The 21,207-nt window shown below is 62.9% G+C and carries 21 protein-coding genes; 12 read left to right on the plus strand and 9 right to left on the minus strand.

The genetic code is table 11. From position 1 onward, the window contains the following. Nucleotides 1–108: 108 nt before the first annotated feature. Both P6U23_RS17880 and P6U23_RS17885 read right to left on the minus strand, forming a co-directional pair. A complete protein-coding gene (locus P6U23_RS17880) occupies nt 109–2,430 on the minus strand; it encodes a TonB-dependent receptor (protein ID WP_407181012.1) in 2,322 nt (773 codons plus the stop codon). 85 nt (nt 2,431–2,515) lie between these two features. Continuing rightward, nucleotides 2,516–3,088, minus strand: coding sequence for a DUF2946 family protein (locus tag P6U23_RS17885; protein WP_407181013.1), 573 nt, complete (start codon nt 3,086–3,088; stop codon nt 2,516–2,518). Between P6U23_RS17885 and P6U23_RS17890 the strand changes: the two genes are divergently transcribed. From P6U23_RS17890 to P6U23_RS17905, 4 genes are read left to right on the plus strand one after another with little or no spacing between them, the layout of a single operon-like run. Beyond that, complete coding sequence (locus P6U23_RS17890; protein ID WP_407181014.1) at nt 3,059–3,409, plus strand: hypothetical protein; 351 nt, start codon at nt 3,059–3,061, stop codon at nt 3,407–3,409. The two genes, P6U23_RS17885 and P6U23_RS17890, sit on opposite strands and share 30 nt — an antisense overlap. 56 nt (nt 3,410–3,465) lie before the next feature. Next, entirely contained in the window at nt 3,466–4,401 is a 936-nt protein-coding gene (gene exbB / locus P6U23_RS17895; RefSeq protein WP_407181015.1) for a tonB-system energizer ExbB, read from the plus strand. Nucleotides 4,402–4,418: 17 nt separating this feature from the next. Continuing rightward, complete coding sequence (gene exbD / locus P6U23_RS17900) at nt 4,419–4,892, plus strand: TonB system transport protein ExbD (protein ID WP_407181016.1); 474 nt, start codon at nt 4,419–4,421, stop codon at nt 4,890–4,892. 20 nt (nt 4,893–4,912) lie between these two features. Next, a complete protein-coding gene (locus P6U23_RS17905) occupies nt 4,913–5,701 on the plus strand; it encodes an energy transducer TonB (RefSeq protein ID WP_407181017.1) in 789 nt (262 codons plus the stop codon). Nucleotides 5,702–5,755: 54 nt separating this feature from the next. Here P6U23_RS17905 and P6U23_RS17910 read toward each other — a convergent pair whose 3' ends face one another. The 3 genes from P6U23_RS17910 to P6U23_RS17920 are packed head-to-tail and all read right to left on the minus strand — an operon-like array spanning nt 5,756 to nt 7,838. After that, nucleotides 5,756–6,181, minus strand: coding sequence for a hypothetical protein (locus P6U23_RS17910; protein ID WP_407181502.1), 426 nt, complete (start codon nt 6,179–6,181; stop codon nt 5,756–5,758). A 56-nt stretch (nt 6,182–6,237) separates the two neighbouring features. After that, complete coding sequence (locus P6U23_RS17915) at nt 6,238–6,918, minus strand: site-2 protease family protein (RefSeq protein ID WP_407181503.1); 681 nt, start codon at nt 6,916–6,918, stop codon at nt 6,238–6,240. Continuing rightward, nucleotides 6,915–7,838: a LysR family transcriptional regulator gene (locus tag P6U23_RS17920; protein WP_407181018.1), complete on the minus strand. Its 924-nt coding sequence runs from the start codon at nt 7,836–7,838 to the stop codon at nt 6,915–6,917. Before P6U23_RS17920 ends, P6U23_RS17915 begins: the two co-directional genes overlap by 4 nt. 112 nt (nt 7,839–7,950) lie before the next feature. Here P6U23_RS17920 and P6U23_RS17925 point away from each other — a divergent pair, with 112 nt between their 5' ends. After that, nucleotides 7,951–8,862 (plus strand): DMT family transporter, encoded by a 912-nt coding sequence (locus tag P6U23_RS17925; RefSeq protein WP_407181019.1) that lies wholly within the window; start codon nt 7,951–7,953, stop codon nt 8,860–8,862. On the opposite strand, the gene P6U23_RS17930 is transcribed toward P6U23_RS17925, so the two are convergent. The 4 genes from P6U23_RS17930 to P6U23_RS17945 all read right to left on the minus strand — a co-directional run bounded on the left by P6U23_RS17930 (nt 8,863) and on the right by P6U23_RS17945 (nt 13,717). Beyond that, on the minus strand, nt 8,863–9,609 hold the full coding sequence (locus P6U23_RS17930) for an SDR family NAD(P)-dependent oxidoreductase (RefSeq protein ID WP_407181020.1): 747 nt from the start codon (nt 9,607–9,609) through the stop codon (nt 8,863–8,865). A 120-nt stretch (nt 9,610–9,729) separates the two neighbouring features. Then, the gene (locus P6U23_RS17935; protein WP_407181021.1) at nt 9,730–10,464 is read right to left on the minus strand and encodes an SDR family oxidoreductase; all 735 of its coding nucleotides are present in this window, start codon (nt 10,462–10,464) and stop codon (nt 9,730–9,732) included. A gap of 169 nt (nt 10,465–10,633) precedes the next feature. Further along, nucleotides 10,634–12,463 (minus strand): IlvD/Edd family dehydratase, encoded by a 1,830-nt coding sequence (locus tag P6U23_RS17940; RefSeq protein ID WP_407181022.1) that lies wholly within the window; start codon nt 12,461–12,463, stop codon nt 10,634–10,636. Between the two features lie 222 nt (nt 12,464–12,685). Then, on the minus strand, nt 12,686–13,717 hold the full coding sequence (locus P6U23_RS17945; RefSeq protein ID WP_407181023.1) for a LacI family DNA-binding transcriptional regulator: 1,032 nt from the start codon (nt 13,715–13,717) through the stop codon (nt 12,686–12,688). Nucleotides 13,718–13,921: 204 nt separating this feature from the next. Here P6U23_RS17945 and P6U23_RS17950 point away from each other — a divergent pair, with 204 nt between their 5' ends. From P6U23_RS17950 to eda, 7 genes are all read left to right on the plus strand, one after another. Next, nucleotides 13,922–14,983: an ABC transporter ATP-binding protein gene (locus tag P6U23_RS17950; RefSeq protein WP_407181024.1), complete on the plus strand. Its 1,062-nt coding sequence runs from the start codon at nt 13,922–13,924 to the stop codon at nt 14,981–14,983. A gap of 64 nt (nt 14,984–15,047) precedes the next feature. Beyond that, a complete protein-coding gene (locus P6U23_RS17955; RefSeq protein WP_407181025.1) occupies nt 15,048–16,370 on the plus strand; it encodes an ABC transporter substrate-binding protein in 1,323 nt (440 codons plus the stop codon). 107 nt (nt 16,371–16,477) lie between these two features. Further along, nucleotides 16,478–17,437 carry a carbohydrate ABC transporter permease gene (locus tag P6U23_RS17960; RefSeq protein ID WP_407181026.1) on the plus strand — a complete coding sequence of 320 codons (960 nt, stop codon included), beginning with the start codon at nt 16,478–16,480 and terminating at the stop codon, nt 17,435–17,437. Continuing rightward, nucleotides 17,430–18,338: a carbohydrate ABC transporter permease gene (locus tag P6U23_RS17965; RefSeq protein ID WP_407181027.1), complete on the plus strand. Its 909-nt coding sequence runs from the start codon at nt 17,430–17,432 to the stop codon at nt 18,336–18,338. Before P6U23_RS17960 ends, P6U23_RS17965 begins: the two co-directional genes overlap by 8 nt. A 249-nt stretch (nt 18,339–18,587) precedes the next feature. Further along, entirely contained in the window at nt 18,588–19,574 is a 987-nt protein-coding gene (denD, locus tag P6U23_RS17970) for a D-erythronate dehydrogenase (RefSeq protein WP_407181028.1), read from the plus strand. A gap of 25 nt (nt 19,575–19,599) precedes the next feature. Next, the gene (locus P6U23_RS17975) at nt 19,600–20,544 is read left to right on the plus strand and encodes a sugar kinase (RefSeq protein ID WP_407181029.1); all 945 of its coding nucleotides are present in this window, start codon (nt 19,600–19,602) and stop codon (nt 20,542–20,544) included. Next, entirely contained in the window at nt 20,541–21,191 is a 651-nt protein-coding gene (gene eda, locus P6U23_RS17980) for a bifunctional 4-hydroxy-2-oxoglutarate aldolase/2-dehydro-3-deoxy-phosphogluconate aldolase (protein WP_407181030.1), read from the plus strand. Before P6U23_RS17975 ends, eda begins: the two co-directional genes overlap by 4 nt. Nucleotides 21,192–21,207 lie beyond the last annotated feature (16 nt).

Consider the following 21,207-nt stretch of genomic DNA (forward strand, 5'->3'; position numbering starts at 1 on the left):
AGAGGCTAAGCTGGTTTTTGCCGAAGACCGTTGCGACTGCGGCCGGTGAGCCTCAGGCATTGACCAGAAGCTCCGTTTCGGCCGCAGCTTGCGCGGCGATGCGTTGGATCAGAACTGCACGGTGAGGCGCCCGTTGAATGAGCGGCCTGGTCCGGGCACGTTGAAGCCATAGAGCGTCCCCGCCGCGCCCTTGTAATCGGTGAGGTCGGCGCCGCCGAGCGGCAGGACATAGTATTCATTGAAGAGGTTGTCGATGCCGAAGTCGATGCGGACCTGCTGCCATTGATAGCCGGTGCGGACGTTGACCAGCGCGTAGGATGGCGTGGTCAGTTCATTGCGGACCTGGCTCACGAAGTCCTTCGATCCCACCAGTTGCAGTTCCACACTGTTGGTCCAGTTACCCAGCGTGTGGTCGAGCGCTAACTTCGCATTGACAGGCATGACATGATAGAGATCGATGCCGTCGGTGCGTTGGCCGCGGGTATAGCTCAGCACCGCGCGAAAGACGCCCCGGCCGTAGCTTTCATTATCCCACATTGCGACCTTGCCCGAGAGATTGACGCCATAGAGCGTCGCGTCATGGTTGGCGAAGCGCAGGTACACGAAATCGTTCCGCTCGGTGAGATTCATGGCGCCGCAGGACATCGACGTCGCAGCGGTGAAACAACGATCGACATCGATATAGTCCTGAACATAGGTGTAGTACGGCGTGATCTTGATGTCCCAATCCTTCTGCGCAGCATCGTGCCAGCCGGCGGTGATGCTCGCGGTGTGGGCCTTCTCCGGCTTGAGGTCGATGTTGCCGACATAGCCATTGCCGTCGCCGAACCAGCCGATCATGTTCATGGCCATCATATTGGTGGACCATGCGTACCGCTCGTACAAATTCGGCGAGCGGGTTTTGCGGGCGAAGCCGAGTTCGAACACGCTGAGCTGATCCGGCTCGTATCGCACGAGCGCGGAGCCGTCGAGATTGAGATCCGTCCGCGCGTGGTCGAGTGCGTTGAATGCCGCGGCATCGGCGGCATACATCATGTTGTAGCCCTGCACATTGCCGGTGTTCATCCACACGATGTCGTTGCGCAGGCCGATCAGGGTGGTCCATTCGCGGCTCCACTTGTGCTCCCATTCGGCGAACGTCCCGAGCCGGTTGCGTGTGCCATCATTGAGGCTGATGAAGGCGTTGGGGCTCATCATCATTGATCCCGCAACCGGATCCCACCAGTCCCTGAGCTGATTGTGGTACAGTTCGTTGCCGAAGCGGACCACATCCCGGGTAGAGGCGGCGACCGTCGCCTTCAGCGAATAGCCGATGTCCGATCCTTTGGTATCCATCGGCATCTCGCCGATCTTGTCCGGCGCGATGAAACCCATGGTGTGGCGGATCTGGTGCGCGAAAGCGCTTGCTTCCAAGGTTCCCCAGTCGAATGCGCCCTCATAGCGTCCGTTCACGAACAGGCCGCGGTTATAGACCATGTCCATGTATTGGTTGACGTAGCCCTGATAGGGGATGAATTGGCCGCCGACCTGCACCGAGAACAGGTTGCCGAATGTCTGCTTGGAAATGGTCAACGCGTGATTCTGCGTCTCGTATAGTGTCGACTTGACCGTGGTGCCGTCGGCCGCGTGATAATCGCCGGCACGGACCCAACCGCCGGTATAACTGACGCTGGTATCGTGATTGGCGATCGAGGCAGAGGCATCGACGCCATAGCTGTTGTTGTTGCTTCGAAAGAAGCCCGACAGCATGGCACTGGTGACCCAGCCCTGGGATTCCAGCGAGAATTTCGGCGGCGCGGTTTCGACGATGATCTTACCGCCCGTGTAATCGCCGCCCGCGCTGACCGGCGCGACGCCAAGATAGGCGCGCATGCTGGAAATCATCGACGGATTAACGAAGGAGAGCGGCGGGTTCATTTCGTTGGGACAAGCGGGGCTGATCAGCATGCTGTTGATCGCGACCTGAACACGATCGGCACCCATACCGTTGAGGGCCGGAAGGCTGGAGACTCCGCCCGCTCCCCAGACGGCCCCGCCGGGAATATCGTTCACGAGAGCGGCGCTGTCGCTGGTCGCGAGCGCGCGGTCGGATACGGCCTCGCCGGACAGCGTTGTGGTGTTGGCGGTCGTCACCAAATCCCGCGCCCGTGGCGTCGATGCGACAACCGCCTCGGCCGGAGTTGCGCGTGCGGCTGCGGCGGGCTGCACCACATGTGGCTTCCGCTTCGGCTTCTGCACCACGATTCGGGGAAGCGGCTGCGACGCCTCGGCCTGGGCCAGTACGGGCGTCGGGCTCAGCGACACCGCCGAGGCGAGCGCCGCGACGGCCGTGAGCGCAGTGAATGCGCGCGGCGCGCGCAGAACGGCGGATCGCTTGAAGTCGGGCAATATTTGGATGGGTGTAGAGTTAGGCTTGGGGATTTCGAACACAATTGTGCTCCGCGCATGCGGATTGAACCGCCGAGGATTCACTCCCGGACAGGAAACGGTCTGACAGGTTGCTAGAGAAAGGGCGTCAGGACGCTGGCGGCGGTGCGCGGGAGCTGTAGGGGACAAAGGCCAGCGCTACAGCGCCCCGATGGTCCCGAGATATTTGGATCGCTTGCGCTTGGGCCGGCCAAGGGAAGACGTCCGCCGCCGCTTGAGGTGGGACGGCAAGGTGGCTCGCGTGAATCAGCACGCAAATTGAGCAGCAATCGTTTGGATGCGCATCGTCGAGCGGCTTCGGGCCACCGGCCTGATCCGAATGATCGCCGCCACTGCCGCTGCAGATGATCCCAAAATCGGGATCCGCCAACGCTTGCGCCCTTGCGTGGAGCGCGAGCACGGGCAGGAGAGTCTGAAGCAACAAGCCAAAGGCAACGGCCCACGCCACGACGACGCGGGTCGGACCGCTCCTTAGCTGCGTTAGAAACTTTTTCATCACCCCACTTCGGAGCGCGCGACGCTCCGATTGCCGCCGATGCGGAGGATATCCTTCCGGATCAGAATGGCAATCGGGCATGAGATCATGGCGCCCAACTGAATCACCGATAGCACGCCTGGGCGAGGGTGGCATTTGAGCTGGCGCAAGACGCACCAGCTTCATCCTCGATATGACGAACAAATTACACCCGGCCCGATATTTTCATCGGATCGCTTGGATCGTCCTGCGGCATTTTGCGCCTTGCCCAGCGAATTGAGCGGCGATGCCGTCGGCCACAATCGAGATCTGCAAGGCTGCGATGCGATGGAAGATCACCTGGAGCGCAAGGACTGGAGCGCAAGGAGACGCGCGGTGGCCATTCCTGGGCGCACCGAAGCGCCGCTGGGCCCCGCGCCGCCGTTTTCAGCGCGCAACACCGTCGCGGAGGAGAACGCTAACCGCGTTCAACTTAGATTCGCTCTCAAACCTGTCCCCGGGTCTTGAACCGTGCCGCCCAAGCGGCTTAACCACAGGCCTCGCTGGTCGGAGATGGTGCGGCAATGTTTAGAACAATTCTTAATTGGGTAACCGCACTCGCGATCCTGTCGCAGGCAGGGGTTGCGTTGGCGCAGCAGCCCGCCCAGGCGCAGCAGCAGGCACCCGCTGCGAGCCAGGCGCTGACGCAACAAGAAAATCCCACGCAAGCGCCTGCAGTTCCGGCAAGCGCGGCGCCGGTGGCGGCTTCTGCCAGCGCGGCGGCAGATGCCGCCGACGCGGATAGCGCCGCAAAGGCGCTGAAGCCGTCACTGCACGAGCTGTCGCCATGGTCGATGTTCCTGTCGGCCGACATCCTGGTCAAGATCGTGATGAGCGGGCTTGCCTTCGCCTCGCTGATGACCTGGACCATCTTCATCGGCAAGACGATCGAGTTGTCGGTGATCCGGCGCAAGTTGACCGCGGCGCTCGGGAAAATTCGCGGGGCGAGGTCGCTGGCGGAGGCGCAGTTTGCGCTCGGAGGAAGCGATGTCGTCCTGTCACAGCTCCTTGACGCAGCGATGCAGGAGGCGCGGCTGTCGGCGGGAATCGCCAATGACGGCGGCATCAAGGAGCGCGCCGCATCGAGCTTTGCGGAGATCTCCCGCGCGGAGGCGCGTCGCATCCGCCTGGGCATGGGCCTCCTGGCATCGATCGGTTCGACCTCGCCCTTCGTCGGACTGTTCGGCACAGTGTGGGGTATCATGAACAGTTTTATCGGGATCTCAAAAGCGCAGACGACCAATCTTGCGGTGGTCGCGCCGGGCATTGCGGAAGCGCTGCTTGCGACTGCCGTCGGTCTTGCGGCGGCGATCCCGGCCGTCCTCATCTACAATCACTTCGCGCGCGTGACCAAGACCTATCTCGAACTGGTCGCCCGTGCTTCCGGCGCCGCCGCGCGCCTTTTGTCGCGCGATCTCGACCGCGGTCATCGCGGTGTGCTGGCGCGGGCGGCGGAGTGAGCGGGGGAGCTTGAGCGATGGGCGCTTCGATCGCGGAAGGCGGGTTGGACGACGACGAGGAGTTTTCGGAAGCCCACGATATCAACGTCACGCCGTTCATCGATGTCATGCTGGTGTTGCTGATCATCTTCATGGTGGCGGCGCCGCTCGCGACGGTCGATCTGCCGATCAATCTTCCGACATCGACCGCGACACCTGAGAAGAAGCCGGACAAGCCGACCTATGTCAGCATCAAGCCCGATCTGTCGCTGGCGATCGGGGAGACGCCGGTCAAACGCCCCGACCTCGTGCGCTCGCTCGATGCAATGGCCGACGCCAGCAAGGATCGCTTCATTTTCCTGCGCGCGGACCGCGCCGTGCCCTATGGCGAGATGATGGACGTGCTGGAGATCCTTCGTGCGGGCGGTTACGCGAAGATCAAGCTGGTGGCGCTCGAGGGCGTGCCGGCGGCATCCGGGCAGTCGCCGCCGGCCGCCGTTGCAAAGCCGTGATCGCGAAGGGCAGCATCGGCATGGGTGACCTCGACAGCAGACGCACGTCATCGCGGCGCTTATGGATTTGCGCCGGCGTCGCCTCGCTGGCGCTTCATCTCGGCGGAGCGGCGTTCGCGTTGTCGCATCGTAGCGTCGAGAGCGACGACGACGGCCTTGGCGCGAATGCGGTCGAGATCGGCTTCGAAATGGCCTCGCCAAAGGTTCCCGATGACGATCTCCCGGCCGGACCGGACTCCTCCGCTTCGCAGGCCTCGCCCGAGGTCGCGGAGCAGAAGACCGAGGTTAAGGAGACGGATCTGCCAAAGGACGTTCCGGACGAGACGAGCGATGCGGATCGCGTCGTCACCACCAACGATTCGAAGAAGCCCAAAGAGGATGAGGCCAAGGTCGCGGCGGTGCAGACCCAGGCCAGCCAAGCATCGGAGAACTCGGAAGAGAGCTCGCGCAAGTCGCTCGAGGACAGCGCCGTCGAGTCGGAGAAGGCGAAGGCGCCCAATGTCGGCATCGGCAAGGACAAGCTGAGGCTGACAGCCAATTGGGGCCGAAAGATCAGCGCTTATTTTGAACTGCACAAGCGGTTCCCCGCCGGCAAGAACAAAGCCGCGAAGGTGCGTTTGAATCTTGTGCTGAACCGTCGCGGCAACGTGGTCTCGGTCGATGTCGCGGAATCCTCGGGAGACGCCGCTTACGACGCGGCGGCGATCGCGATGGTCCGCCGTTCCGATCCGGTACCTCCGCCGCCCGCGGGCCTCACCGACGATCAGTTTTCCTTCAGTTTGCCGGTGGACTTCAAGGCCGCCAAATGAGCGGCGATCGAGCGCCGAGGCGAAACCGTGGAGCGTCAGTCGCGGAACTTGGTCCTAACGCCAGAAATACCTGATCCCGACATAGACGATGACGAGACAGGTGAAGATCAGCGCCACCGGAAGCCGCTGCTGTTGACCTTGCCCGCCGAAGCCGAAACTGGCTCGAAAGCTGGACGGTTTCGATCGCGCCGCCGGCCGCCTAAAGGCCGTGACATTATCGGCCACCGGAGCGGTCGGAGCCGGGCGGACCTCCGGCGGCGTGCCGGCCCCGCCCATCTCTTTATAATACGTCGCATACATCTGGCGGATGGTGGCTTCGGTTGCATCCGCCTCGCTCATGTCCTTGAGCAGGGCCTTGTAGCTTGCGAGGAAATTCTGGGCGCTGGCGGGAAGAGAGGAGGCACCATTGAGCTTGGCGATCATTTTCCAGGTCGCGAAATCGGCGCGGGCCCTGGTGTCGGCGCGGCGCGCGATCATCATATCAGCAGCTTTGACCAAGGTGCCCTCGGCTTTCTCTCGCCAGTCCTTATGATGGGCTACGAATTACCGGTTAAAATGAGTATGAGGCGGATCAAAAAATCGGTCACCGTCCTCAGCCCCGCTGAAATAACATTAAGATTTAGACCGAACTGCGAACCTGCCAAGGGCAGCAGGATCAAAATTCCTATCAGAATCAACATGCCAAACGGCTCGAGGCGGGAGAGCGGCACCGCCAGCGGCCGCGGCAATATCCCGACCGCGACGCGTCCGCCGTCGAGCGGCGGAATCGGCATCATGTTGAAGACCGCCAGCACCACATTGATGAGAACGGTGTTTTTCAAATTGGCCGCGACCCACAATGCCGCATTCGCTGGAACGATCGGGAGCAGGTGAAAAGCGGCGGCTGCGGCGAGCGCGAGCAAGATGTTGGTGCCCGGCCCGGCCAGCGCCACCAGAATCATGCCGAGCCTCGGCGTGCGGAGCTTGCGGAAGTTGACGGGAACCGGCTTGGCGTAACCGAACAGGAATGGCGAATGCGACAGCAGCAACAGTGCCGGCAGTAGCAGGGTCCCGAACGGATCGATGTGGCGCAGCGGATTGAAGCTGACCCGCCCGAGATTCCAGGCCGTGCTGTCGCCAAAGGCGTGCGCGACGAAGCCGTGCGCCGCCTCGTGGAAGGTGATGGCAAACACCAGCGGCAGGATCCAGGTGGAGAACTCGTAAGCGGTAGCGTTCAGGGGCACGCGACGATCTCGTTCGGTTCGGCCGACGCAACAGCGCTAGCACGGGCTCGTTGCAACGGCACCTCGTTTCGGATGGCCGTCCGCAGGTGATCCGCCAAAAGGACCCCGGCGCGCGACAGATTGGTGGCGCGATGCAGGCAGATGTCGGCGGCGGGCAGGGGCGGCATGCCATCGCGATCAGACAGCGGGCGCAGCCGTGGCGGGAAAGTGCCGGCCTTCACCACTGTCACGGCCAGGCCTTGGGTCGCGATCGCCTCCACAGCCGCGAGGCTGTGGCTGACGAAGGCCAGGCGCCAGCGGCGCTTGGCGGCGTCGAGTGCTTCGATGGCCCATTTCCGGAACAGGCAGCCCTGGGGATAGAGCGCAACGGGCAGCGGATCCTGCTCCTCGATCGAGTGAGCGGCGCCGGCGGCCCAGACGGCCTGCTCGCGCCGCAGGAACTCGCCTTCGCCGCGTCCTGCCGGGTGCATGGCAATGACGAGGTCGTAGGCCTCGCCGAGTCGGCCCGGCATCGAGGCCGTTAGCCCGGTCTCCATCTCGACATGAATGAGCGGATAGCTGGCGATGAAACTCGCCAGCAAGGGCGGCACGATGAAGGTGCCGTAATCGTCCATCACGCCGAGCCGAACGACGCCTTCGACCTTGTGCTCGCGCAGCCGGCCGACCGCTTCGTCGTTCAGCATTAGGATGCGTCGGGCATAGCCGAGCAGACCTTCGCCGGCGGATGTCAAATCGACATTCGCTTTGGTCCGCTGGAACAGTTCCACCCCGAGCCGATCCTCAAGACGCTTGATCTGCATGCTCACCGCCGACTGGGTGCGGTTGAGGCTGGTCGCCGCGCGCGTAAACGAGCGGTGATCGGCGACGGCGACAAAGGCCTTCAGGAGATCGGGATCGAGGACGGGAAGGTTCATCAGCAAGCGTGATATCTTTGATCAAAGAAATTCCATTCCTTGATTAGTAGCGCCTTCCTATCCTCGTCGGCAATCGAAGAAGCGCGAAGGTCGAACAAGGAAGGTCGATGATATGGGGGAAGCCTGGGGCGTTCTGGCTGCGGTCCTATCCAGCAGCTTGGGGGGAACCTCAATCGGAGCCACGCGGTACCTGGTCAATGCGATCGATCCTCTCGCCATCGGCTCCTTCCGCTTCGGCATCGGTTTTCTGCTCCTGCTGCCGCTCGCGGCTCTCAAAGGCGATCGCTGGCCCGCGCGGCGGGACTGGACCGGCACGGCGGGACTGGGCGTGTTGTACTTCGCCCTGTTCCCGATCCTCTTTAACGCGTCCCTGATTTTCACGACCGCAGCGCGCGGCGCGCTGGCGTTATCGACGCTTCCGCTCCTGACGATGGTTGTCGGTGCGTCGCTCGGTAGCGAAGCCTTGACGGCCCGCAAGTCGATCGGGGTTCTGGTCGCGATGGTGGGCGTCGCGCTGGCGCTGCTCTCCGGGCTCTCCAGCGCGCCGAGCGGGGCCTGGCGCGGTGATCTTCTGATGATTGCTGCCGCGCTCTGCATGGCGCTTTACAGCATCTGGTCCAAGCCGCTCATCCGCCGTTCTGGCCCGATGTCCTTCACCGCGACGTCCATGGGCATTGGCGCGGCATGCCTCATCATCGTCTCATGGCTGCGGGGCAGCTTCGGCCCTGTCGCGGCATTCGGCGCGTCGCAATGGCTCGCCGCTGGCTATCTCGGCGCTTTCGGGGCTGCGCTTACCTTCTATCTCTGGGCGTTCGCGCTGCAGCGGACGACGCCGACGCGCGTTGCGATCTCGGTCTGCGTCAATCCGATCGCCGCGTCAGCGGTTGGAGCGGCGCTGCTTCACGAGCCGCTGCACTGGAATCTGGTCCTCGGCATCGTAGCGGTCTTCGCCGGCATCTGGATCGCGACGACGGAGCGTCGCCGCGCCCAGCCGGCGGATGGATTGATGTCGAGCGAGCCCTGACTAATACGTCGCCCGCCCGCCGGAGATATCGAACACGGCGCCGGTGGAGAAGCCGCAATCCTCCGACGACAGCCAGGCGACCATCGCCGCGACTTCCTCGACCAGCACGAACCGGCCCTTCGGAATCTTCGAGAGCATGAAATCGATGTGCTGCTGCGTGAGCTGGTCGAAGATCGCGGTCTTCGCCGCGGCCGGCGTCACCGCGTTGACCATGATGTTCTGCTGCGCGAGCTCCTTGCCGAGCGATTTTGTCAAAGCGATCAGGCCGGCCTTGGAGGCCGAATAATGCGCGGCGTTCGGGTTGCCTTCCTTGCCGGCAATGGAGGCGATGTTGACGATGCGGCCGTAATTCTGTTTCACCATCGTCGGCACGATCGCCTTGCAGCAGATGAAGGGGCCGTCGAGATTGATGCGCAGAACCTTGCGCCATTCCTCGAGATCGGTCTCCCACACCGTCTTATTGACGCCGGCAATGCCGGCATTGTTGACGAGAATGTCGATCTTGCCGAAGGCCTTCAGCGTGGCGTCGCGGGCGGTTTCGACCGCGCCCCAATCGGTGACGTCGACCTTCACGGCGGTGACGGCGCCGCCGATCTCCTTCGCGGTCTTGTCCGCGAGCGTCTGATCGTGGTCCCAGATCGCGACCTTGGCGCCGGAGGCGGCAAAGCGCTCCGTGATGGCGCGTCCAAAACCCTGCGCGCCGCCGGTGACGACGGCGCAGCGTCCGTTGAGATCGATCTTGTTCATGGTGAGGATCCTCTGTGTTGTTTCATTCCGTCACTCCGGGGCACGCGAAGCGTGAACCCGAAAATCTCGAGATTCCGGGTCTGGTGCTAGCGCACCATCCCGGAATGACGGAGAATTTGTCTACAGCGTCCAGCCGCCGTCGATGACATGGGCAACGCCCGTGGTAAAGGCGCTCTCGTCGCTGGCGAGATAGACCGCGAGCGCGGCGATCTCTTCCGCCGTGCCCAGCCGGCCCATTGGTTGGCGCGCGACGAACATCTCGCGCCCGCCAGGGCCCGCCGCTGCTGCACGCTGCAGCATGGACGGCGTCTCGATCGTGCCCGGGCAGATGCAGTTGCAGCGAATGCCTTTGCCGATGAAGTCGGCGGCGACCGAACGGGTCAGCGCCGCCACCGCGGCCTTGGTTGCACCATAGACGTAGCGATTTGGCGCGGCCTTGAAGACGCCGGCGGCCGAGGAGATGTTGACGATGGCGCCACCGCCGCCCTCCAGCATGGCCGGCAGGAACGCTCTGATGATCCGGTGCATCGACTTGACGTTGAGGTCGAACGAGAAATCCCAATCCTCGTCCGAGCAGTCGAGAATGGTGCCGTGATGCACGAACCCCGCGGCATTCAGGAGAACATCGACCTTGCCGATGCGCTTGGCGGCCGCCGCGACGGCGGCGGTGTCGCGCACGTCAAGCCGCGCCACTTCGGCAATGCCATCGTTCTTGAGCGTGCTCAAGCCTTTCTCATCGACATCGGTCGCGAACACCGTGGCGCCCTCGCGCGCAAAGGCGATGGCGCAGGCGCGGCCGATGCCGGCCGCCGCCGCCGTCACCAATGCGCGTTTGCCCTTGAGGCGGTCTGACATAGGGGGGTCTCCTGAATTTTCGATTTTCGTTAGTTCGTTGTGGCCGCCGAGTTGAGCAACGCCATTCCGGGATGGTGCGAAAGCACCAGACCCGGAATCTCGAGATTCTCAGATGTGCAATTGCACATCAGAGTTCGATGCCTCGCATCGCCCCGGAACGACGGTGGTCCTAGTGATTGTCCCGCGCCACGCCGACCTTGTTGGCGATGTCGTGATAGCGCGTGGCGAGCTCCATGCAGGCGCCGGTGGCGTGCTGGCCCACGGTCTTGCGGTAGAGCTCCTGCCACGGCGTCTGGTCGGCAGGATGCGGATAGCCGCCCTTGGCCTTCAGCTCGGCGCGGCGGCGCTCCAGCTCGTCCTCCGAGATCAGGATATTGGCGCTGCCCTTGTTGAGGTCGATGCGCACCTTGTCGCCGGTCTTCAGGATCGCGAGGCCTCCGTTGGCCGCAGCTTCCGGGCTGGCGTTGAGGATCGAGGGCGAGCCCGACGTGCCCGATTGCCGGCCGTCGCCGACGCAAGGAAGCGCCAGGATGCCGCGTTTGATCAGCGCGGCCGGTGGTTGCATGTTCACGACCTCCGCGCCGCCGGGATAGCCGATCGGCCCTGCGCCGCGAATGAACAGGACGCAGTGCTCGTCGATGTTGAGCGATGGGTCCTCGATCCGCGCGTGATAGTCCTCGGGGCCGTCGAATACGATGGCGCGGCCTTCGAAGGCGTTCGGGTCCTTCGCATTGCTCAAATAGCGCTCGCGGAATTCCTTGGAGATCACGCTGGTCTTCATGATCGCGGAATCGAACAGATTGCCGCGCAGCACCAGGAAGCCGGCGTCCTTCACCAGCGGCTTGTCGTAGCTCCAGATCACGTCGCTATCAGGCTTGGGCGCGTCGCGGCAATTGTCGCCCATGCTGCGGCCGTTGACCGTGACGGCGTCCTCATGGATGCGTTTGTGCTTCATCAGTTCGCGCACCACGGCCGGCACGCCGCCGGCGCGGTGAAATTCCTCGCCGAGGTAGAACCCGGCCGGCTGCATGTTCACCAAGAGCGGCACGTCATGGCCGATCTTCTGCCAGTCGTCGATCGACAGCTCCACGCCGACATGGCGCGCCAGCGCATTGATGTGGATCGGCGCATTGGTCGAGCCGCCGATTGCGGAATTGACCACGATGCAATTCTCGAACGCCTTCCGCGTCAGAATGTCCGAGGGCTTCAAATCCTCCCAGACCATCTCCACGATGCGCTTGCCCGTCTCATAGGCGATCTGGCCGCGCTCGCGATAGGGCGCGGGGATGGCGGCGCAGCCGGGCAGGGACATGCCGAGGGCCTCCGCCAGCGAGTTCATGGTCGAGGCGGTGCCCATGGTGTTGCAATGGCCGACCGACGGCGCGGAGGAGGCGACGATCTCCATGAACTCTTCATAGTCGATCTCGCCGGCGGCGAGCCGTTCGCGGGATTTCCAGACCACGGTACCGGATCCGGTCCGCTCGCCTTCATGCCAGCCGTTGAGCATCGGGCCGCCCGAGAGCACGATCGCCGGCAGGTTGACCGTGGCCGCTGCCATCATGCAGGCGGGCGTTGTCTTGTCGCAGCCGGTGGTCAGCACCACGCCGTCGAGCGGATAGCCGAACAGCACTTCGACCAGACCGAGATAGGCGAGGTTGCGGTCGAGCGCCGCAGTGGGACGCTTGCCGGTCTCCTGGATCGGATGGGTCGGGAATTCCATGGCGATCCCGCCGGCCTCGCGGATTCCCTCCCTGACACGATGGGCCAGTTCGAGATGATGCCGATTGCAGGGGGAAAGGTCGTTACCGGTCTGGGCGATGCCGATGATGGGCTTGCCCGACTGCAACTCTTTTCGTGTCAGCCCGTAGTTCAGATAGCGCTCGAGATAGAGCGCGGTCATGCCGGGATTATGAGGGTTGTCGAACCACTCGCGGGAGCGGAGCTTGCGCTGCTTGCCCTTGCTGGCAGTCCCGTGGCCGTTTGTGTCGTTTTTTGTCATTTGGTCCTCCCTGCAATGTGAATGCGCTACGCAGGCTCTCTTGGAGCCCGTTGGCTCCTAACATGCTTCAAAATGACGCGAGCCACAAACTTGCGGCAAGCGGCTGCGAGCATTTCTCACGACACTAGTCCAAAGTCGATGCTAGCGCTACCATTTTGTCCATTTTGATCGTTCCGACATATCGTTCCGACATCAAGGCCAGATGTTTTCGCAAACAATTCCTCATGAGCGTCGCGGCAATGAGCTTTGGCGCTCCATCACCTTGAAGCCGAGATCGACGATTGGTTCCTGCGGCCGCCGGCCTTCGATGCTCTCGACAAGCATCACGGCGGCGTCCCGACCCATTTCGTAGCGATTGGTCCGCACGCTCGTGAGAGTAGGGACCGTCGCTTCCATGAATTCAAGATCGTTGAATCCGACGATCGCCAATTGGTCGGGAACCGAGATTCTGCGCCGCTGGCATTCGAACAAGACACCCAAGGCAACGTCGTCATTGGCGCAGAAGACGGCATCGACATCGGGGGCTTTCGACAGCAGATCGGCCAGCAGCGCGCCGCCGATTTTCACTGAGCTCGGCAAGGTCGTGGTGACGACGAGGCGCGGATCGAGCAGGGCGGCTTGCTTCAGCGTAGTCTGATAGCCTTCGAAACGCCGTTGCACCCGTGGGTCCATGCGCGCACCGAGAAAGCCAATGCGGCCGAATCCCTGCGTGAGGAGATGCGAAATCGCTGCGCGGCCAGCCTCATAATGCGAGAAACCGATCATCATGTCGATCGGGTTGGAGCCGATCTCCATGATCTGGACGATCGGGCAATCCACCGATTCCATGATAGACCTGGATTCCGCGGTCTGATCGATCCCCGTCACGATCAGGCCGGCCGGCCTTTGCGCCAGAAACAGGCGAAGAAGCTTTTCCTCTTGCAGGATGCTATAGCGCGTGTTGGCAAGCTGAATGCTGTAGCGGCTCCCGTCCAGCGCATCATAGATGCCGCCCAGGACATCGGAGAAAACATTGTTGGTCAGCGAAGGGATCAGGACGCCGATCACTTCGGTCCGCTGCGAGGCGAGCGCGCGAGCGGCGAGGTTGGGGACGTAGCCGAGTTCCTTGGCCGCGCTTTCCACGCGAACCCGCTTGGCAACGGACAATGCTTCGGGAGTCCTGAAGAAACGCGATGCGGTGATCGGGCTGACACCCGCCAGTCGGGCGACCTCCGCGAGCCGGACCTTGCCGGGTTTGGTGCGTTTTCGTCCCATCAGGCGCTCATACCATAGGCGCCTTGTCAAACAAGCCAATATTGACAGCGCTACCACGCGAAGGCTAAGCAAAGAAATTGCCAAGACTGCACAAACAACCGACAATATCGATCGGATAAGCTTCGCTGCGAGCGAAGCCACAACAAGAACAGCGTGGCAGCGACGCGTGTCGCATGTGGTCGGGAAACGGAGGGAGTAAGCTTAATGTCGTCGGTGCACATTCGCGACGTGCGGAAGTCGTTCGGCGGGTTTGAAGTCCTGCACGGCGTGACGATTCCGATCGAGGACGGGCAATTCGTCGTCCTGGTGGGGCCCTCCGGTTGCGGCAAATCGACCCTGCTGCGCATGCTTGCCGGGCTCGAAAACATCACCTCCGGAACGATTTCGATCGGCGAGCGGGTCGTCAACAATGTCCAGCCGAAGGAGCGGGACATTGCCATGGTGTTCCAGAACTATGCGCTCTATCCGCATATGACGGTCGCCGACAATATGGGCTTCTCCCTGAAGTTGCGGGGCGCCAGGCCGGACGAAATCAAGAAGGGTGTGAAGCGCGCGGCCGAGATTCTGGCGCTGACCCCGCTGCTCGACCGCTATCCCCGGCAACTCTCCGGCGGCCAGCGCCAGCGAGTCGCGATGGGCCGCGCCATCGTGCGCGATCCGCAGGTGTTCCTGTTCGACGAGCCGCTGTCCAATCTCGATGCCAAGCTGCGGGTGGCGATGCGCACCGAGATCAAGGAACTGCACCAGCGGCTGAAGACCACGACCGTCTACGTCACCCATGACCAGATCGAGGCCATGACCATGGCCGACAAGATCGTGGTGATGCATGACGGAATCGTCGAGCAGATGGGCGCGCCGCTCGAACTTTATGACAAGCCCGCCAATCAATTCGTCGCCGGCTTCATCGGCTCGCCCGCGATGAACTTCCTGAACGGACATCTGCGCTCCAACGGACAGGCCTATGTCGAAACCGACAACGGCAGCAAATTGCCGCTGGCGAGCGCACCGACGGCTTCGGACGGCCAGCCGGTCGTCTACGGTGTCCGGCCCGAACATCTGGAGCTGGCAGGCGACGGCATCGAGGCCGAGGTTGTCGTGGTCGAGCCGACCGGCTCCGAGACGCAGATCGTGGCGCGCATCGGCACGCAGGACATCATCGCGGTGTTCCGTGATCGCCACGACGTCAGCCCGGGCGAGAAGATTCGCTTAAGGCCGCGCGCCTCGGCCGCGCATTTGTTCGACAAGGAGAACGGACGGCGTATTTAACGGCCCCCGCGCAGGCCCATAACAACAACCAAACAAAATTACGAAAGCAGGGAGAACACTTACTATGACTGATTTTTCGACGAGCCGACGTTCGCTGCTCAAGGGCGGCGCCAGCCTGTTGGCCGCGGCGGCCACCATGTCGGGCGATGAGTTGCTCGGCTACGCCAAGGCCTGGGCGGAGACCTCGCAGTGGAAGCCGGAAGCGGGCGCAAAAGTGAATCTGTTGCGCTGGAAGCGCTTCGTCGAGGCCGAGGATGTGGCGTTCATGAAGATCGTCGACGCCTTCCAGAAGGCCAACAACGTCACCATTAATGTCTCCAACGAATCCTACGACGACATTCAGCCCAAGGCGTCGGTCGCGGCCAACACCGGCCAGGGGCTCGACATGGTCTGGGGCCTTTACTCCCTGCCGTTCCTGTTCCCGGCCAAGTGCGTCGACATGAGCGACGTCGCCGATTACCTCGGCAAGAAGTGCGGCGGTTGGGCGCCTTCCGGCGAGGCCTACGGCAAGTACAACGGCAAATGGATCGGCATTCCGGTCGCCGCGACCGGAGGCCTCGTGAACTATCGCATGGCGGCCGCCGAAAAGGCCGGCCACAAGGAGTTTCCCAAGGACCTCGCCGGCTTTGCCGATCTCGTCAAGGGCATGAACAAGAATGGCACGCCCGCCGGCATGGCGCTGGGCCACGCCTCGGGCGACGCCAACGGCTGGCTGCATTGGGCGCTGTGGGCCCATGGCGGCAATCTGATCGACAAGGACAACAAGGTCATCATCAACTCTCCTGAGACCGCCAAGGCGCTGGAATATGTGAAGGGCCTGTACGAGAATTTCGTGCCGGGAACGGCGTCCTGGAACGACAGCTCCAACAACAAGGCCTTCCTGGCCGGTCAGCTCTATCTGACCGTCAACGGCATTTCGATCTACGTCACGGCGAAGACCGAAAATCCGCAGATGGCAGCCGACATCAACCACGCTCATCTGCCGGCGGGCGTCGATGGCAAGACGCGGGAATTGCATCTGGGCTTCCCGATCCTGGTGTTCAACTTCTCCAAGTTCCCGCAGACCTGCAAGGCGTTCACGGCCTTCATGCTGGAGCCGGATCAGTTCAATCCGTGGGTCCAGGCCGCACAGGGTTATCTGTCGCCGTTCCTGACGGGCTATAACAGCAATCCGATCTGGACCTCCGATCCCAAGAACACGCCCTATCGGGATGTGGCGGCGACTGCGAACACGCCGGCGGGCATTGGCAAGATGGGCGAGGATGCGGCGGCCGCGATTGCCGACTTCGTGGTGGTCGATATGTTCGCGAATTACTGCACCGGTCGCGAGGATCTCAAGACCGCGATGGCGACGGCGGAGCGTTCCGCCAAGCGCATCTTCAGATAAGACGAGAGGGCCGGCGCGCTATGTCGCGCCGGCCTGTTTTTTGGCTTGAGAATCGACCGACGCTCCCTCCACGGGTGAATGCGTCCAGCGGCTGGAAACAGGGTGGAATGAGTACCCTTCAAACGTCTGTTACCGTAGAGGCGCCCCGCGCGGATACGCCTTCGCTCTGGTCGCGGCTGCGGGTCAACCGCAACTGGCTGGGGATGTGGTTCATGCTGCCGGCGGCGGCATTCCTGATCCTGTTCCTCGCTTATCCGCTCGGTCTCGGCATCTGGATGAGCTTTACCGACGAGCGCATCGGTCGCCCGGGAATCTTTATCGGCCTCGAGAACTATCAATGGCTGTGGGATGATTCCATCTTCTGGCTCTCGGTGTTCAACACACTGCTGTATACGTTGATCGCCAGCGCCATCAAATTCGCCGTCGGGCTCTATCTCGCGCTGCTGCTAAATCGGCACATGCCGTTCAAGGCGCTGATCCGCTCGATCGTGCTGATCCCGTTCATCGTGCCGACCGTGCTGTCGGCGATCGCGTTCTGGTGGATCTACGACGCCCAGTTCTCGATCATCTCGTGGTCGCTGATCAAGCTCGGCATCATCGAGCACAACATCAACTTCCTCGGCGACGGCAACTGGGCGCGTGCCAGCGTGATCTTCGCCAACATCTGGCGCGGCGTTCCCTTCGTTGCCATTACGCTGCTGGCTGGCCTGCAGACGGTGTCGCCCTCGCTCTATGAGGCGGCAACGCTCGACGGCGCGAGCAATTGGCAGCGGTTCCGCTATATCACCTATCCGCTGCTGACCCCGATCATCGCCGTCGTCATGACGTTCTCGGTGCTGTTCACCTTCACCGACTTCCAGTTGATCTGGGCGCTGACCCGCGGCGGTCCCGTCAATGCCACGCATCTGATGGCGACGTTGAGCTACCAGCGCGGCATCATCAGCGGCAGGCTCGGCGAGGGTGCCGCGATCGCGACGGCCATGATCCCGTTCCTCCTGGCGGCGATCGCGATTTCCTGGTTCGGCATGCAGCGCCGGAAATGGCAGCAAGGATCGAACAATGACTGATTCAGCCTTGCAATCCAAAGCGCCCGCCATCGTCCAGAGCGACGAGAGCGAAGGCATGAGCTATCTGGAGTCGCTGCCACGGCGGCTGGTGACGCTCTATTTGCCGCTCGGCATCATCCTGTTCATACTGCTGTTTCCGTTCTATTGGATGGCGCTGACGTCGATCAAGCCGGACGAGCAGTTGATCGACATGAACACGTACAACCCGTTCTGGGTTGTCCATCCGACGTTCAAGCACATCTACAAGCTGCTGTTCGAAACCCAGTATCCGCGCTGGCTGTGGAATACGATGTATGTGGCGATCGGCGCAACGACGCTTTCGATCATCGCCAGCGTGCTCGCGGCCTATGCGATCGTGCGCCTGCGTTTTAAGGGCGCGGAGACGGTCGGCGTCCTGATCTTCTTCGCCTATCTGGTGCCGCCTTCCATTCTGTTCATCCCGCTGGCTTCGGTCATCCAGGCCTATGGTCTGTTCGACTCGCCGCTGTCGCTCATTCTGGTCTATCCCACGCTGCTCATTCCGTTCTCGACCTGGCTCTTGATGGGATACTTCAAGACCATTCCCTATGAGCTTGAAGAATGTGCGCTGATCGACGGCGCGTCGCGCTGGCAGATCCTGGTCAAGATCGTGGTGCCGCTGGCCATTCCCGGCCTGATCTCGGCCTTCATCTTTTCCTTCACGTTGTGCTGGAATGAGTTTATCTACGCGCTGACGTTCCTGCAGTCGACGCCGAACAAGACCGTTCCGGTCGCGATCGTGAACGAGTTCGTCGATGGCGATGTCTATAAATGGGGCTCGTTGATGGCGGGTGCGCTGGTCGGCTCGCTGCCGCTCGTGATCCTCTATGCGTTCTTCGTCGAACATTACGTGTCGGCGATGACCGGAGCCGTGAAGGAGTGAAGACGCGCTTTGAGCGTGATAGGCTTACATCGAAGCGAACGACGCTCCACCTCTCCCCAGCGGGGAGAGGTCGGATCGCATCGAAAGATGCGATCCGACTGAGGGGGCGCGGCTCTCAGGAGAGATGGTAATCTCTCACCCGATTTGCTGGCGCAAATCGGCATCTCCCTTTGGGAGAGGTCGGCCCATCCGGGCGGTCGAAAGAAGACAATCGTGCGCCTGCGCGCGTAAAGACAAAGGAGTTGGCTGTTGCATATTCTGGTTCTGGGCGCCGCCGGCATGGTCGGCCGCAAATTGGTGGAGCGCCTGCTGCGCGAGGGCCGGCTCGGCAACAGCGACATCACCCGCCTGACGCTGCATGATGTCGTCGCTCCCGCCAAACCCGATAAGGCCGGCTGTCCGGTCGAGACCGTTGCCGGCGATTTCGCGGTGCCGGGCGCGGCGGAGAAGCTGATCGCGGGCCGGCCCGATGTGATCTTCCATCTCGCCGCGATCGTCTCGGGCGAAGCCGAGCTCGATTTCGACAAGGGCTATCGCATCAATCTCGACGGCACGCGAATGCTGTTCGATGCGATCAGGCTCGTGGGCGGTGGCTACAAGCCGCGGGTGGTATTCACCTCATCCATTGCGGTCTATGGCGCGCCGTTCCCGGAGGCGATCGGCGATGAGTTCTTCCACACGCCGCTCCTGAGCTACGGCACCCAGAAGGCCATCGGCGAACTCTTGCTGGCGGACTATTCGCGCCGCGGCTTTTTTGATGGCATCGGCATCCGCCTGCCGACCATCTGCATCCGCCCCGGCCTGCCCAACAAGGCCGCTTCGGGGTTCTTCTCCAACATCCTGCGCGAGCCCTTGGCAGGCAAGGAGGCGATCCTGCCGGTCTCCGAGGATGTCCGCCATTGGCATGCGACGCCGCGCTCGGCGGTCGGCTTCCTGCTGCACGCCGGCACCATGGATCTTGCCGCCGTCGGCCCGCGCCGCAATCTCACCATGCCGGGCCTTTCCGCCACCGTCGGCGAACAGATCGCCGCGTTGAAGCGCGTGGCCGGCGAGAAGGTCGCGGCGCGGATCAAGCGCCTGCCCGATCCCTTCATCATGGGCATTGTCGACGGCTGGCCGCGCAATTTCGAAGCCAAGCGGTCGCGTGCGCTCGGTTTTACGACCGCGGAAAAGACCTTCGACGACATTATTCGTATTCACATCGAGGACGAGCTTGGCGGCAACTTCGTCGCTTGAGCCGATCCGGACAGGCGGATCGGCCTTGGCCAAAGTCGCCTGCATCGGCGAGTGCATGGTCGAGCTGAAGCAGGCGGAAGGAGGCTTGTATTCGCGCGGGTTTGGCGGTGACACCTTGAACACCGCCGTCTACCTCGCCCGCCTCGGCACCGCCGTCGACTATATCACCGCGCTCGGCGATGACCCGCTGAGCGATGAGATGATCGCGGGCTGGTCGGCGGAGGGCGTCGGAACCGGCCGGGTCGCGCGGCTGCCTGGCAAGCTGCCGGGCCTCTATTTGATCGAAACCGACGAGAAGGGCGAGCGGCGGTTCTTCCACTGGCGCGAAAGCTCCGCCGCGCGCAGCCTGCTCGATCTGCCGGATACGAACGAGCTTCTGGAATCGCTTGGCAGTTACGATCTCGTTTACCTCTCGGCGATCACGCTTTCGATTTACAGCGAAAGCGGACGGGCGCGACTGCTGGCTGCGCTGGCATCGGCGCAGCGCCGCGGCGCCTGCGTTGCCTTCGACACCAATTTCCGCGCCCGCGGCTGGCCGGATCTCGACGTTGCGCGCCGCGTCTTTCGCGAAGCATTCGATATCGCGAGCATGACGCTGGCCTCGACGGAGGATCTCCTGCCGCTCTATCCCGGAGAGAACGCCGAAACTCTGATGGCGCGCATCAGCAGTCCCGAGACCGTGCTGAAGCTGGCCGAGCCCGCCAGCATCGTGCGCTCCGGCGGCGTTTCGCAGCCGCTGCAAGCTGAGCCCGTGAGCGGAGCCGTCGTGGACACGACGGCGGCGGGCGACAGCTTTGCGGCGGCCTACATCGCCGCGCGGCTTGCGGGCGCCGGGCCGATCGAGGCCGCACGCGCAGGTCATCGTCTTGCCGGCGTCGTGGTCTGTCATCCCGGCGCGATCATTCCGCGCATTGCCATGCCGGACAATGCCGCGTTTGGCCCGGCTTCATCGCACAAGGTATCCCCATGACCATCGCTGCAAAACAACAGAAGCTTGCCGCGCTGTTTGAAGCCGCGCGCGTCATCCCGGTGCTCACGATCGAGCGGCTGGAGGACGCGGTGCCCCTGGCAAGAGCGCTGGTCGCCGGCGGCGTGCGCACGCTCGAAGTGACGCTGCGCACCGAGGTCGCGGTGGACGCCGCCAAGGCGATCATCGCCGAGGTGCCGGAGGCGATCGTCGGCATTGGTACGATTTTGAACGAAGGCGATCTCGCGCGCGCCGCCGCGCTCGGCGCCAAATTCGGCATCAGCCCGGGATTGACGCCGGAGCTGTTGCAGGCGGCCGCCAACCATGACCTGCCGTTTGCGCCGGGCATTGCGACCGCATCCGAGCTGATGCAGGCGCTGGCCCACGGTTTTGAGGTGACAAAGTTCTTCCCCGCCGAGCAGGCCGGCGGCATCAAGGCCCTGCGTGCCCTGGCGGGGCCGTTCCCGAATGTGCGGTTCTGCCCGACCGGCGGCATTGGCGAAGCCAATGTGGCGCAGTGGCTCGCCGAGCCCAACGTGATCGCGGCGGGCGGTTCCTGGTTGTGTCCGGCGGCGGAGGTCAGGGCCGGCAACTGGGCGCGCATAACGGCCATCTGCGAGCAGACGATGCGCTCGCTGAAAGCTGCGTGAACTCTTCGGCCCGATA

The sequence above is a fragment of the Bradyrhizobium sp. STM 3562 genome (genome assembly GCF_045571435.1).
Lineage (GTDB): Bacteria > Pseudomonadota > Alphaproteobacteria > Rhizobiales > Xanthobacteraceae > Bradyrhizobium.